The organism is Metabacillus indicus (assembly GCF_046603695.1).
Lineage (GTDB): Bacteria > Bacillota > Bacilli > Bacillales > Bacillaceae > Bacillus_P > Bacillus_P indicus.
In genome coordinates this window covers 1,180,436-1,194,541 of the sequence record NZ_CP176757.1, presented here as the reverse complement: position 1 = coordinate 1,194,541, position 14,106 = coordinate 1,180,436, and the positions used below count along the sequence as shown (strand labels likewise).

Genomic DNA, 14,106 nt, shown 5'->3' with positions numbered 1-14,106 from the left:
TTTCCTGGAAAATAAGATTATGTCTGTTCCTTCGCGGCTGAAATGCCGGCCGCCTCCCTGAATTCCTTCGGTGATATGCCTTCAAGCTCACGGAATACGCGGGCAAATTGCTTCGGGTTTTTGTAGCCGACCCTGTCACTGACTTCAAAGATTTTCAAGTCAGGATCTTGAAGCAGTCTCTTGCTGTTTTCAATGCGGACCTTTTTCAGGTAATCGACAAAATTTTGACCGGTATTTTCCTTGAACACATGGCTGAAATAGGAGTAGTTCAGGGATATGTGATTGGAAACAACGGCAAGATTCAGGTCTTTTTGATAGTTTTCGCCGATAAATGCAAGTGCCTGTTCCATATAGGTCTGTTCAGTTGAGATCGACTTCAGCTGCTTCATATATTCATGTAGCCTCAGGATCAGTTCCTGTGTTTCATGAAAGTAATGATAGAAATCGCGGAAGCTGTAGAGATCCTCCATATGGGAAAGCTTCTTAAATGCGGCTTTTGATTCTTCTCCAAACCGCTCAAAAAAAGGTTCATAGATGATTCTGTTTATTTCATGATGGATGCTTTCGAGATAGTCGATCGAATAGGCTGTGATTCTTTCATGATCAAGTACTTTAAGCAGCAGAGACTTAATTTCCTGTTCTCTGATTGTTCCGAGCATGTTTTTGATTTTCTTGATTTCCTCAATGGGAAGCATGTCTGCTGCAGGTTTAGATGTAACCGTCTTGTAATCGATAAATGAGTGTCTCGGGTGGACAAACGAATATTTACTTGCCTCAGCAGCTTCCAGATAGGCCTCTCTGATTTCAGAAAAATCGGTTTTCTGCACGCTGCAGCCTATTTCTGCTTCAGGGATGTGCTGTTTAAGCAAATCGAGAACAGTTTGATCTTCTGTCAGAATGACGGTCCGGTCTTTCTGGTCCAGGAACAGGATTTCTTTTTTCAATACCTGCTCTGCTTTTTCGAAGAGGTTTCTCCCCTGATTCATAACGGCAATGAAATAGTGACCACTTTTAGCTTCAAGCTTTGATTCCCCGCAAATTTCTTTAATTCGTTCTTTTGACAGAAGCGGATTCAGCAGGATGTACTGAATTTGTCTTAGCTGTTCCTCTTCAAGTTCCTGCTGAACGAGTGTTTTTGTCTTTTCCAGATCTTCCATTGAACTGCGGACGGTCTGGAACAGCTCGTTTCTGTTCACTGGTTTTAAAAGGTAATCCTTTACTTTGCATTTAATAGCTGCCTTTGTATATTCAAAATCATCATAACCGCTTAAAATGATCAGGATCGGTTTTTCGTCCGCGTCCTGCAGGGTGCGGATCAGTTCAATTCCGTTCATGCGGGGCATTTTTATATCTGTGATGAGAAGATCGATTTGTTCCCTGTTCATGATATCCAGTGCCATAAGCCCGTCTCCCGCTAGGAAAATATTCATTTCGCCCGGGAATTCCCGTTCAATCATGGCTTTAATGCCAAGCCTGATATTTGATTCATCATCCGCTATTAACAGATTGTACATGCTGTAAGTCCCCCTTTGTCTGCAAGTCTGGTACTAGGAATGAAACTTTTGTAAAAGCTCCCTCTTCGCTTTCTATTTGAAGTCCATAATCCGTTCCATAATGCAGGAGCAGCCGCTCATTTACGTTTACAAGCCCGATTCCAGACCCGTGAAGCGTTTCGGTATGCTGTCCTGCTGTAATTTTTTCAGACAGGCCGTCTTTCTCTCTATCATTCATCCCGGTCCCGTTATCTTCTATCTCGATCAATATTCCGCTGTCCGTTCTTTCTGCACTTAATTTGATAACGCCCTGCTTTTCAGCAAGCAATGGAATCAGACCATGCTTGACTGAATTTTCTACGATTGGCTGAAGAGACATCTTCAGCACTTCTGATGCCAGAAGCTTGTCCGGCACATCGACTTTGAGCGTCAGTCTGTTCTCAAGCCGCAGATTCATAATGTCAATATAATGTTTGATATGCGTCAGTTCTTCCTGAAGCAGCACAAAATCATTTTTCCATTTAAGATTGTAGCGCATCATGGAACCGAGGGAGGTTACGGCATCGGACGTCTCGTAATCTCCTTTTATTTCCGCCATCATCTTGATGTTTTCAAGTGTATTAAATAGAAAATGAGAATCGATTTGTGTCTTAAGAGCTTTAAGCTCTGCTTCTTTTGTTACGGCATTTTTATGCACAGCTTCAGCAATCAGGCGGTTAATTTTTGCCAGCATGCTTCTGAAATGGTAGGCAAGCTGTCCGATTTCGCTGTATTCATCCACTTCAACTTTCACACCGAAGTCACCCGCTTCAGCTTTTTTCATCGTGCTCATCAGCCTGTACATCTCTTTCAGCAAATACGAGATCATTTTGTATGTTAAAAACGAGAGAATCAGCACGAGGAACACAATGCCCCCAAGGACGAGATTCCTGGTGTTTTCTGTATCTGCAAAAATGGTTTCAAGAGAGACCAGGCTCAGCATATAGGAATCGATCGCTTCAATATAGACAGCTCCAGCAAGAATCGGAAGCCCTTGGTCTTCATAGTAAAAAGAGAAGGATTCTTTCTTCTTTTCCTTTTCAAAGTGGCTTGTAAGTGTATCTATACGAATCTCATTTTCTTTTAAAAAGCGGTTTTCAGGATTGACAATATAATTGCTGTTCTGGTCAATGACCATCATCGCAGAATCACCTGCGTCAACCGTACTGAACATTTTCGGGAAAAAGTTCTTTTGAAGCATGCTGATTTCAATGATGCCCAAATGTTCATCCTTCGGGTAATCCAGCTCCCGCAAGACTGAAATCTTGGCATTCGCCCGGTATGGATAGCGTCCGAGGATATCGTAATCCTGCTGTTCATACCACCACATTTCCATGCCGTTTCGGTCGATGGCTTCCTGCTTCCATGGCTTATCGGCAATCCGCTCCTCACTGAAAAGGATCGGCCACATTTCGTTTACGAAGGGATTGTTTGTGTAAAGGTGAATGTTTTCAATGGTTGGATTATTCACCTGAAGCCTTGATACATTTGAGAACGCATTCATTTTAAAGTTCAGCAGTTCGTCCACATTTGTTTCATCTCTTGATTTCACAAAATCAATAAATTCATTATCAGAGACGACCATCTGTGCCGTTCTCCTCATCGATTCGATATTGTTTTCGATATGAACTTTTTCTACTTCAAGGAGATATTCATTTTTTGTTGTAATGTCCTTTATCGCACTTTCATCCACTTGCCTCGTATAAATCAGGGTAAATGCAACGACTGGAATCATAATGATGAAAATATATAAGGCGATGAATTTTTGCTGCAATGAGAGTTTGAGGAACATTTCGAAGATCTTTGTTTTTATATTTCCTGCCATGGTGACACCTGCTGTTCTTTTGACGTTCTTTTTAGTATAAGGGATTTCTTCCCCGGATAATAGGGAAAAAAAAGGCTGCCGAAGCAGCCCTTTTTCTTACTTTTCTCCAGCATTCAGTTTTTCATTATTCTTTTCAAACATTTTCTTCTGGTACTCTTCTACTTTGTCATAGCCGTAATCTTCACGTTTTTTCAAGTAAGCTTTCATCACCTTATCAAACTCTTTGTCTGATTTTGCAAGAAGCAGCTTCGGAAGTGTTTTTCCCCATTCCTGGCTGATTTTCGTACTTGCAATGGCTTCTGCAGAAGTACCTGTCGGATTCAGGCCGTCATAAGCTGCAAAGCTGACTGTTTTGCCTTTTGTCCAGTCTTCCAATTGCTTGAACGGCTCCGCAGTAGGCGGGTTCCAAGGAAGACTCATATTCGTATCCATCAGCATCCAGTGTTTATAAGAAGCGCCGTATTGCTGGTCGAAAGCTGTTCTGTCCTTTGTTAGAAGGTCAAGAACTTCCGGTTTGAACTGAGGTTTTCCGTCTGTCTCATCGTACGTCACGCCTTTCTCACCGAAGAAGAAATCTTTTTGTCCTTCTTCACTGATCAGGTAGCTCATGAAAGCAATTGCACGGTCTTTGTCTTTTACATCTTTGGAGATAAGAGTAACTGTCCAGCCGGAAATGCTGTCCCCTGCAAGTGTCGGTTGATCACCTGCAGCGTTGGCAGGACCATCAACAGCAATATAGACAGAATTTGGATCTTTCGCATAAAGAGCCTGCTGCTGAGCAGCCATGTCACTGCGCTGATAGAGCATAGCGAAGTAGCGGCCTTGAGCAATTTTCTCTTCCATTTGCGGACGTTTGTCTACAAAAATATCTTTTGCAAGCAATCCTTCTTCATTAGCTTCTCTGAATGTTTTCAGCCATTTTACATATTCTTTATCTTCTGTGCGGTCATACAGCTTGCCGTCTTTTTCCATTGGAATGGCAAGGAAGTTTTGAAGATAAGCTTCAAGTGATGTATTACCTACATCTGTAAATTCATGAAGGCCAAGCGGAATAAGCGGTGCGCCGTTTACTTCAGGGAATTTTTCTTTTGCAGCTTGAAGAGCTGAAACAAACCCTTCAGGTGTGCTCATATCAGGACTTCCAAGTGCTTCGTACATATCTTTTCTTACTAAGAATGTTTGGTTAGAAGGCTTTAAGTCTTTGTATTTCTCAAAATCCTTTGGAGAAGATGATGCATTCGGGTAAGCGTATACATTTCCGTTCTCCTGTTTGTACCACTCAAGCTTTGCGTTATCTGCTACTTTAAAGAAGTATGGATCATATTCTTCAGCAAGTTCATTTAGTGGAAGAACAAGTTCGCCTTCCTGCATTTTCTTAACAGCATCTTCCCACCAGCCAAGGGTGATAAAATCAGGAAGCTTGCCTGAAGCAATCATTGTATTCATTTTCTCTGCTTCGTTTCCGGCAGGAGAAATGTAGTTGATTGAAACGCCTGTTTTATCTGTTACATACTTTGAAACGGCGTCCTCTCCCCATTTTGATGCGAACCAGGAAAAGTTGACATACCAGTCAAATGTAATCGGCGATGTATCTGCTTTCCATGCAGGCTCATCTGCTGAAACAGGCTTTTTGTTTTCTTTCTCCCCTGATGAAGCGGTTTCATTATTACATGCAGCTAGCATGGAAAGAAGAAGAACCGCTATAAGGAAAATGGACAGACTCTTAAACTTTTTCATAGTAAACCCCTCTCTAGTACCTAATTATAATAGACTTTCTTTCTATATGCATCAGCCCTTTACAGAGCCGATAAGCATCCCTTTTACAAAGTACTTCTGAAGGAACGGGTACACAAGAACAATCGGCAGTGTCGTGATGACCATGGTTGCAAGCTTGATCGATTGTGACGTTACCGTTTTTGTCGTGATGCTGCCTGGAGCATTCATCATCATCTGGTTGGAACTGGATTCTGCAACAACCTTATACAAATAGGTTTGTATCGGCTGAAGATCAGGGTTATTGACGAAGATGACCCCTGCGAAATAATCATTCCATTGATAAACACCCTGGAATAAAGCGATTGTAGCAATAACCGGCATCGACAGCGGCACAATAATCTTGATAAAAATCATAAAGTCATTGGCTCCGTCAATTTTTGCTGCCTCTTCCAATGATGGCGGCAGCTCTCTGAAGAACGATACAAAGATAATAAGATGGAAAAAGTTAAACATGGTCGGAATGATATAAACCAGGAAGTTATCAAATAAGCCCAGGTCACGAATCAGAAGGAAGTAAGGAATCAGTCCCCCGCTGAAAAACATTGTGACAATACCAATCATCATGTACAGTTTTCTTCCATATAAATCTCTTCTTGAAATCGCATAAGCTACCATCGCTGTGAAGAAAACGTGTGTGATGGTTCCAATAACCGTTTTCGCAATCGTGACTCCGAATGATGTCAGAATACCTGAGTTGGCAAAAACAGCTTCATAGTTTTGAAGCGTAAACTCCCTAGGCCACCAGTAAATGCCGCCATTAGCTGCATCTGCACCTTCATTCAGGGAGTTGACGATAACATACCAGATTGGGTAAAGCGTTATTCCGCAGATCAAGAACATAATAATGATGTTGATGTTATCGAAGATGTATTCACTTTTTGTTCTGCGGTTTAATTTAAACAGTTTCAGCACGTGATCTCCCCTCCTTAGAATAATGAAGTGCCGTCAAGCTTTTTCGTAATTCTGTTAGCCGTGTAAAGCAGAATAAAGGCAATAATTGCTTTTAAAAGACCGACTGCCGTTGCATAAGAATATCGCGCATTTTGAACACCCATTTGATACACATAGATATCAATAACGTTGCTAGCGCTTTCATTTAATGCATTACGGAGAACCAAGATCTGGTCAAAGTTTGAATTCAGCACACCGCTGACTGCCAGGATGAAAAGAATTGTAATCGTTGGACGGATCGAAGGCAGTGTGACATGCCACATTTTCTGAAAACGATTTGCTCCATCAATTGTTGAAGACTCATAGAGTTCAGTAGATACGCCCGCTATTGCTGCAAGATAGATGATTGCAGACCAGCCGATTTCTTTCCAGATATCCGAGATAATCACAATGCCCCAGAAGTACTGCGGTTCAGCAAGAAAGCTGATGCGTTCATTGATAATTCCGAGATTAAGTAAAATGTCATTAATAATGCCGATATCAGATAACCATGTTGTTAAAATACCGCCGAGAACAACCCATGAAAGAAAATGAGGCAAATACGTTATCGTCTGAACCATTTTCTTAAACTTCAGTGAAGTCAATTCATTCAGCATCAAGGCAAAAATGATCGGCAGCGGAAATCCGATAAGCAGCTTAATCAAGCTAATGCCAAGAGTGTTCTTAAGTACAGTCCAGAAATTCTCATCCTGCAGAAATTCTTTAAACTGCATAAGTCCAACCCACGGTGCCTCTCTGATTGTGCTGATAATGCTGAACTCCTTAAAAGCTATAATCAGTCCATACATCGGCACGTAGTTGAAAATGAACATCCAAACCATACCGAGCAGTGCCATAATCTGCAAATATTTTTGGGAATTCATCCTCTTTAGATCCCGTTTTAATCTTCCTTTTTTTGTACTGGGCGCAATCACTTGCTCCTCTGCCCGTACAATCTTCGCTTCCATCTGCTCACCACCCCGATTTCTATGATGTTTTCTATCTGTCCTCATTGTAAGAAAAAGTGCCCTCCTGCATAAGTTAGAAAATTTCATATAAGGTATCAGAATTTTGGATTGGGGAAATAACCCTCTTAAAATTTCTCTTCTTCAGACAGAATAATAAAAGCCCCGCTCAGCGGGGCTCAAAGATTTGAAGGTCACATTTTCATACTGTTCCCTTCTCTATAAATATTGTTCAAGTTCATACAGGAGATACAAAGCAGAAGTGCATTACTTGGCATTTCTGTAAATGTTTTTTATGAATAATGGAATCAATTTAGGCAAAACTTGAAACCGCCTGATATTCAGAACCTGCAGAGCTGCTTCCTTTTCAAGCTCAGTCAGCGGCCAATCTGCCGGTATGAATGAGAACAATTCTTCAAGAAACTGTGTCGGAATGGTCTGGATGATTTCCAGCTGCTCTTTAAACGTTTGTTCATTCGGAATAAAGGATGCCATTATTTTATGAGTAGCACTTTTGAGAAGAGTATCAGGGAGGGTTTGCAGGCTGTCACACGTCCAGGCATTTGAACCGAAGATCTCTGCCTGGTCAATACTATATAAGAAAAAGACTCTGTCACTTTTTTCTTTCAGAAGAATGTTTTTCCGTGTCCTGTCAAGATTGCAAAGCCAATAATCAAACAAAATGATTTTTGCAAGGTCTTCCCCATTGACTATTTTTCCCACAGTAGTTTCATGTCCATTTACACAGTCCGGAACATAGTGGACAGCAAATTGATGCGGGGTATAAATAATCCCTTTCCGGTTTGGAAGCTGATTAAAAAATGTTTCCGGTAACTGAATTTGTTCTGCTTTAGGTACAGGAAGACCCATAAATCGTGCAAGACAATAACCGATCCACTCGTTGATGAGTGCTTTATTTTCAGTTGGCTTATAGAACTTGACCACATAATCATGACCGTTTTCTAGCTGGATAAGGTGAGCGTTCTCTGTCTTGCTTTCGAATAATTTTTTATAGACGCTCATGGTCCTTCATCCCTCTTTATTTCTTGAAACAATTCAATATACCGCTCTGCGCAATGGCTAAGTTGAAAATGCTCCATTACCCTTTTAACCGCAAAATCGGACAAGTGCTGGTAGTTATCTTTTTCATCAACTACCCGATAAATCATGTTTATTGCACCTCTTACATGATTTTCCCTGTAGAGATAGCCTGATTTTCCGTGCAACACGATTTCAGGAATGGAGGCTGTTCTTGGAGCAACTGCAGGTACCCCGCAGGCCATTGATTCAATAAAGGTATTCCCGAATGATTCTGATAGGGTAGTCGCCAGGGTACATCCCCCGGATTCCTTAATTTTTGCATACATTACAGGCATTTGATGATAGGGAATAACAGGGTGCCACTTTACCGCATCTTCTAATTTCTGCTTCTTTAATTCTTCGGCAAATAACTCCCGGTCCACACTTTTGTCGCCTCCTATCACCCAAAATTCAAGGTCATCCCGCTCTTTACTGATTACTTTCGCAATTTTGAGCATGAGTCTCCAATTTTTCCTCACATCAAGCCGGCCTATATAGGCAATAATTTTTTTCCCCCTGCATATGCCGGGGACTCCAGTTGGAATTTCAGGCTGTGCAGGAACGAATACATTCGGGTCGAGCCCGTTGTATATGACTTCAATTCGAGCTTCAGGATCAATAAGTGTCGAAAGGACCCGTTTTTGATAATGTGAAGGCACGATATAGAAAGATGGAGTTATTTGATTGCTTCCGCTGAGATTTCTTGAGAGCTTTGTTAATTCCGGTGTTCTTGCTTCAATAATGACAGGACCCTTGTACTTTGCATCCTTAAGCCACGTATATGCTTTGCTTGTATCCACAACAATCACAACATCGTACTGATTTTGTGTAAGAATATGGTTAATTTCCTTTTTATCATTGGTCAAATATACTTTTGCAACATCTTGAACCATATGCATGCCGCCAAGGTCTTTGCTGTAAAGAAAATCCGTCTCAATTCCGTACTTTTTAAAATAGATCGCCCGGTTTCTCCAGCCGGCGTTTACGCCGCCTACAGTGAGCAGTCTCCATATCACCAATATTTTCATAGCCTGCTCCTTTCCATTGCTATAAGGAGTATTTTCTATCCTGCGTTCTCTCCTGTTCCTTTAAAAGCTCCCTGTCTCTTTCTTCTTTGACCACTTTTCTGACAAGACTCTCAAGTTTAGCAGCATGCAGCTCTGCATCCCGTGTGGTCAACAGCTTTTTCACTTTCTTTTTCAGTGATTTTGAGTCCGGCGATTTTTCAGAAGAAATGACTTCATACAGTTTTCTTGAAAGCTGCTCCATTTCCATGTAATGGTTCCATTCGTGATAAAGCTCCGGAGCATCTTCCTGTACATGCGAGAGGAAGGTGTTTTTATACTCTTCACCGAGACTCAGCAATAGCTTTCTCGGATACGGATATGTTCGATTCCTCCAGACCGTTCTTCCCACATCAATCACTTTCAGGCTCCCATCCTCTTGAAGATAAATCTGCCTTTTATGATGGTCTATGCGTTCGTATCCAATTTCCTTAAAAACGGAAAGCATATCAATCAGCTTATGAGAAAGCTCTCTTGTAAGCGGATTCACTTGAAGGTATTCTCTTAAATCCACACCATAAACCATTTCCATGACGACAAAGTTATCACCTTTACAGTAAACCTTCGGAAGAAGACTGGTGTTTTTTCCAAGGGACAAAGCATAAAACTCTCTCTCACAGTCCTCCATTTCTCCGTACACCTTCATGCACATCTGGTCATTTATACGAAAAACCGCGCCTTGCCTTCCTTTACCAATCATGCTTAAATCTGATTTGTTTTTAACCTCCACATCTTTTTCTTCAAATTTCGTTACCCTGATTTTCTTTGCTTCTTTCTTGATTCCCTTACAGTTGATTGTAGCCATTTAATAAACACAGCCCCTTTCACCAGTAAATCCTTTAAATTCATCCTATATTTAATGCATTTTCGCCATTTTTTGACATAGTTGGAAACACCATTTTTAAGAAAATGTCAGGCCAATTAGTGCTGTTTGAAAAGAATCATTCAATAATCCTGAGTTGCCTGCATGGTCCGCCGCAAAAAAAAACACCTCCGACTACTCATCAGAGGTGTTTTTCAGCATATTCATCGCTTTATATAGTTCAACGTCATGTTCACTGATCTTAGACAGCAAATACTTTGCTGACAATCTCAAATCTCTTACTTCTTCACCAAGTTTATGAATGTCCTCTTCGTGGTCATCTCCGCCTGAATGTATGGCCCTAGAAAGCTTGTACAGCTGTTCCTCTGCCTTATCAAGTCTAGAATCTACTTGTTTTTCAAGTGCATCAAACCGTTTGTCCATACTGGATTTTAATTCTGTAATGGCCAGCAGAAGTTCCCTGTTTTCCACGAATATCCCCTCGCAATTGATTAGTAGGAAGCATACATCTATTATATTTCCAGTAAGCGGGTGTTACTAGGGTAAACGTGATAAGTCTTTGTAAAGCATTTGAAAACGATTTGGGGTTTGGATTGTTAAAAGGCTTGGTTGGACCGTTAGATGCTGGATTTGGATTGTTAGACAGTGAATTTAGATTGTTAGACTCACCGTTCGGACTGTAAGCATGCCTCGTGCTTTAATAGTGGCCTTTTGAGGTACTGCTTTTCAGCGCTTTTCTATATAAGAAGAAAAAAAGACAAGGCTATATACCGCCCTGTCTGATCTTGCACAAATTTTTGAAAAGAAAATCCTAATTTTTCTTGTATTTATCCGTCATTTCCTCTTTTTTCTCCTGAATGGAATCCTTCAGTTCTTCGCCTTCGGTCTCAACTGTATCCACCATTTTTTCGTGCGTATCTTCAGCGTAGTCTTTGAGGATTTCATGGCGCTGGTCGACTAGGCTTGTGACTTCCTGGCGAACGTCATATTCGATTTGCTCTTTTTCCTGAAGGTAAAATGCAGCTTCATTCAGCCTTGTTTTCTCCTCGTAAATCATGTTCGTCAAATCTCTTTTTTTCTCATAAAGCTCATTTCGCTTTTCGCTTTGCTCTTCCCATACTTTATTCCAGTTTTTGTTGCCCCAGTCCCACCATTCGTTCCACAGACGCTGGCGTTCATCTTCCCATAACTCCTGGAAATCTTCAGCCGTATCAACCGTTTCATACTGTCCGCCGCCTGCCTGAGCTACAGACATGAGCTGTTTTTGACCGTTGCTGTCTACATCGAAACCAATGATATTTACAACGGCTTCAATGTTTGAATCATGCAGCTCTTTTGCTGCTTTGGCAGGATCTCCGTCACATGTTTCAATCCCGTCGCTTACTACATAAATAATATTTTGTCCCTGCTTATCTGATTTCTCAAAGTCTGCTTTTGATTCTGAAATGGCTTTAGCGATTGGCGTCCAGCCCGTTGGCTTGAACTTTCCAAGTGAATCTTTAAATTCTGCTTCATTATAAGGCTTCAAATCATAGACCACTTCTGTGCTGTCGCACGAAAGCTTCTTATCACTGTCGCTGTTGCTGCCTTCCTGACCATAAACTCTGAGTGACACGTTTGCTCCTTCAGGCATGGAAGCAACAAAGTCATTTACAGCTTTTTTTGCCAGATCCATTTTCGTTTGGCCGCCAATTTTCTGGGCCATACTGCCGCTTGCATCAAGCAGGATTGAGATATTCGTATTAAGTCCAATCTCACCGTTTTCAAGCGTCATTCCTCCAGGCATATTGCTTAAAGAGGTCTCTATGCTCGGATTGAATTCTTCATAAAAATCATAATAAGGTTTGTAGTTTTCCCCTTCGTTCACTAGATTGAGCAGCTCCCCATAGATTTGAAAGCTGTCTTTATCTGCAAACGACTTTTCATCTAAAGCTTTATGTATAACCGCTTTATTGTAAGCATTCCCTGAATATTTTCCAGGTTCTTCTTTTACAATATCCTCAACGCTGCCGGCTATTTCAACTTCATCCTCTTTTTCTTTCTCAGTAGCCGCTTCTTCTTTTTTAGCATTCTCTTTCTTATCTTCTCCGCCGGAAGCCTGTTCCCCGCCTCCGCATGCTGCAAGCGCAAAAAAGACGAAAAGAGCTGAAAGCAGCATAAGACAAGTCCTCTTAGTACTCTTCATATTTATCACTCTCCTATCAATTTTTTCTATCATTAAGGAATAATTCCAGGTCTTTAGAAAGACTTTTAAATTATACCTTTGATGAAAATGGGAAAAAAGATGAAATGGAAAATAAATAGAAAATGGAACAAAATCAGTAAAAATGAACCATCCATCTATTACCCTTCTTCATGACTTTTACACCCCTTATCAGAAAAAATTTCCAATACACGGCTTGGTGGTTCGAAAGTCTGGTTCTATGTTTCTTTCGACCTTTACTTGTCCGCATATATGTGTACCAATAGAAAAAGCACCCGCTGCATTTTTCATGCATTAGGTGCTCACTGAAGTTAGACTTGAACTTCTTTTTATTGTTTACTTTATTATGGTAAGGTAACATGATTAATCCACGTTGTTGCCATTAACATATTTCCAGTTGAATTCATATGTACACCGTCTGTTGTCAACTCATAATCAGTATTAGCATGTAAATAAGTTATGAAAGCTTGATGTGTCGGAACGAGAATCGCACCATATTGTTCAGCAAGCTTATGTATTATCTCTACGTATGCACTAAGCTTTTGATTCCCCTCTGCTTCAGCTTCTTCTTCAATTAGAGTTGGTTCCATAAGAACAATTTTAGCTTTTGTTTTTTCTTTTACTGTATTTAATAGTTCTATAAAAACCTGTTCAAATTGTTCTGGATAAACTTGTTCTTTGTCTGTACTGTCTAATTGTCTCCATACATCATTAATTCCAATAGAAATAGAAATAATATCAGGATCGATTTGAATCACATCTTGGTCCCACCTTGCTTGTAAATCTATTATACGGTCACCCCCAACTCCTCTATTAATAAATTCATAGTTCTTTTCAGGTTTAGATACTTTATAATAATCATGAATAAGTCGAACGTAGCCTGACCCAATCCCTTGTGTATCTTCATGTCTGCCCCATTCAGTAATACTGTCACCTATAAATAGTATTCGCATCCAATATTCCTCCTTGAAAGTCTAAATGAAAACTAAACTACAAATCTATTCCATTTTTCAATCAACTAGCATAGCAGCTCCAATAACACCAGCGTGTCCTCCAAGCGCTGCCGGTACAATCCTTATAGAAGATGCTAACTGAGGAAAAACATATTCCTTTACTTTATCTTTGAGCGGTGTCAATATCAGCTGTTTTGATTCCATAACACCTCCACCAACAATAAATAATTCTGGATTCACTATATGTGCAATGTTTGCAATCCCCATTGCCAAAAAATGTACAGTTTCGTCAATAATTAATTGTGCCTCTGCATTTCGATGTTCAGCTAAACGAAATACTTGTTTAGCTCCTCCTTCTATACCAAATTTCTCAAAAGCTCTTCTTCCGATAGACGTTCCACTTGCAATCCCTTCAAAAGAGCCCGAATTTAAATTGTTATGTTTATATCCATTTGGTTCCACGATCATATTTCCAATTTCACCTGCATAACCATTCGCACCATTAAAGAGCTGCTTATTTATAATCAGAGCTCCTCCAATTCCTGTGCTTACAGTCACATAATACACACTCTCACAATTCGCGCCACTTCCTGCATTAGCCTCTGCCAGGCCGGCAACATTTGCATCATTGTTTAAATAAACCGACACTCTAAAATGTTCTTCAAGAATCTTAGCCAGGGGTATTTGATCCCACCCTGGAAGATTAGGAGGACTTAGGATAATGCCATTTTTACTATCTAGAGGACCTGGCGCACCGATACCTATTCCTTTTATCCTTTTTCCTTGTATTACACTTTCAATCATTCGTTTCATTTTTTCGATAATATATAAAGGACCTTGTTCAGCTTCTGTAGGTTCCTGAATAATCTCCACTATTTTTCCATTATCATCAATCAAACCAACTCTTACATTTGTCCCGCCTAAGTCTATTCCAATTCGCAAACTCATCCAACAT

General features: G+C 40.5%; 12 protein-coding genes. All 12 read right to left on the bottom strand.

Going from position 1 to position 14,106, the window contains the following annotated elements:
- Positions 1-17: 17 nt before the first annotated feature.
- Complete coding sequence (locus ACK1LH_RS05960) at positions 18-1,514, bottom strand: response regulator (RefSeq protein ID WP_203289876.1); 1,497 nt, start codon at positions 1,512-1,514, stop codon at positions 18-20.
- A complete protein-coding gene (locus ACK1LH_RS05955) occupies positions 1,489-3,357 on the bottom strand; it encodes a histidine kinase (protein ID WP_411334726.1) in 1,869 nt (622 codons plus the stop codon). Before ACK1LH_RS05955 ends, ACK1LH_RS05960 begins: the two co-directional genes overlap by 26 nt.
- Before the next feature lie 96 nt (positions 3,358-3,453).
- Positions 3,454-5,094, bottom strand: coding sequence for an extracellular solute-binding protein (locus ACK1LH_RS05950; protein ID WP_203289874.1), 1,641 nt, complete (start codon positions 5,092-5,094; stop codon positions 3,454-3,456).
- A 51-nt stretch (positions 5,095-5,145) separates the two neighbouring features.
- The gene (locus ACK1LH_RS05945) at positions 5,146-6,036 is read right to left on the bottom strand and encodes a carbohydrate ABC transporter permease (RefSeq protein ID WP_203290269.1); all 891 of its coding nucleotides are present in this window, start codon (positions 6,034-6,036) and stop codon (positions 5,146-5,148) included.
- Between the two features lie 23 nt (positions 6,037-6,059).
- A complete protein-coding gene (locus ACK1LH_RS05940) occupies positions 6,060-7,031 on the bottom strand; it encodes an ABC transporter permease (RefSeq protein WP_320155774.1) in 972 nt (323 codons plus the stop codon).
- Between the two features lie 264 nt (positions 7,032-7,295).
- Positions 7,296-8,051, bottom strand: a complete 756-nt coding sequence (locus ACK1LH_RS05935) for a HipA family kinase (RefSeq protein WP_203289872.1) — start codon at positions 8,049-8,051, stop codon at positions 7,296-7,298.
- Positions 8,048-9,136 (bottom strand): glycosyltransferase family 4 protein, encoded by a 1,089-nt coding sequence (locus tag ACK1LH_RS05930; protein WP_203289871.1) that lies wholly within the window; start codon positions 9,134-9,136, stop codon positions 8,048-8,050. Before ACK1LH_RS05930 ends, ACK1LH_RS05935 begins: the two co-directional genes overlap by 4 nt.
- A 19-nt stretch (positions 9,137-9,155) precedes the next feature.
- Positions 9,156-9,977 carry a hypothetical protein gene (locus ACK1LH_RS05925; RefSeq protein WP_203289870.1) on the bottom strand — a complete coding sequence of 274 codons (822 nt, stop codon included), beginning with the start codon at positions 9,975-9,977 and terminating at the stop codon, positions 9,156-9,158.
- 192 nt (positions 9,978-10,169) lie between these two features.
- Positions 10,170-10,466 (bottom strand): hypothetical protein, encoded by a 297-nt coding sequence (locus ACK1LH_RS05920; protein ID WP_051865061.1) that lies wholly within the window; start codon positions 10,464-10,466, stop codon positions 10,170-10,172.
- A gap of 340 nt (positions 10,467-10,806) precedes the next feature.
- Positions 10,807-12,180, bottom strand: a complete 1,374-nt coding sequence (locus ACK1LH_RS05915) for a VWA domain-containing protein (protein WP_411334725.1) — start codon at positions 12,178-12,180, stop codon at positions 10,807-10,809.
- Between the two features lie 362 nt (positions 12,181-12,542).
- Positions 12,543-13,151, bottom strand: coding sequence for an SGNH/GDSL hydrolase family protein (locus ACK1LH_RS05910; RefSeq protein WP_411334724.1), 609 nt, complete (start codon positions 13,149-13,151; stop codon positions 12,543-12,545).
- Between the two features lie 57 nt (positions 13,152-13,208).
- The gene (locus ACK1LH_RS05905; RefSeq protein WP_411334723.1) at positions 13,209-14,099 is read right to left on the bottom strand and encodes an ROK family protein; all 891 of its coding nucleotides are present in this window, start codon (positions 14,097-14,099) and stop codon (positions 13,209-13,211) included.
- Positions 14,100-14,106 lie beyond the last annotated feature (7 nt).

What these genes read in the sequence shown, in the direction of transcription:
- ACK1LH_RS05960 (WP_203289876.1), bottom strand. Translation starts at nt 1,514, where the DNA reads ATGTACAATCTGTTAATAGCGGATGATGAATCAAATATCAGGCTTGGC.
- ACK1LH_RS05955 (WP_411334726.1), bottom strand. Translation starts at nt 3,357, where the DNA reads ATGGCAGGAAATATAAAAACAAAGATCTTCGAAATGTTCCTCAAACTC.
- ACK1LH_RS05950 (WP_203289874.1), bottom strand. Translation starts at nt 5,094, where the DNA reads ATGAAAAAGTTTAAGAGTCTGTCCATTTTCCTTATAGCGGTTCTTCTT.
- ACK1LH_RS05940 (WP_320155774.1), bottom strand. Translation starts at nt 7,031, where the DNA reads ATGGAAGCGAAGATTGTACGGGCAGAGGAGCAAGTGATTGCGCCCAGT.
- ACK1LH_RS05935 (WP_203289872.1), bottom strand. Translation starts at nt 8,051, where the DNA reads ATGAGCGTCTATAAAAAATTATTCGAAAGCAAGACAGAGAACGCTCAC.
- ACK1LH_RS05930 (WP_203289871.1), bottom strand. Translation starts at nt 9,136, where the DNA reads ATGAAAATATTGGTGATATGGAGACTGCTCACTGTAGGCGGCGTAAAC.
- ACK1LH_RS05925 (WP_203289870.1), bottom strand. Translation starts at nt 9,977, where the DNA reads ATGGCTACAATCAACTGTAAGGGAATCAAGAAAGAAGCAAAGAAAATC.
- ACK1LH_RS05915 (WP_411334725.1), bottom strand. Translation starts at nt 12,180, where the DNA reads ATGAAGAGTACTAAGAGGACTTGTCTTATGCTGCTTTCAGCTCTTTTC.
- ACK1LH_RS05910 (WP_411334724.1), bottom strand. Translation starts at nt 13,151, where the DNA reads ATGCGAATACTATTTATAGGTGACAGTATTACTGAATGGGGCAGACAT.
- ACK1LH_RS05905 (WP_411334723.1), bottom strand. Translation starts at nt 14,099, where the DNA reads ATGAGTTTGCGAATTGGAATAGACTTAGGCGGGACAAATGTAAGAGTT.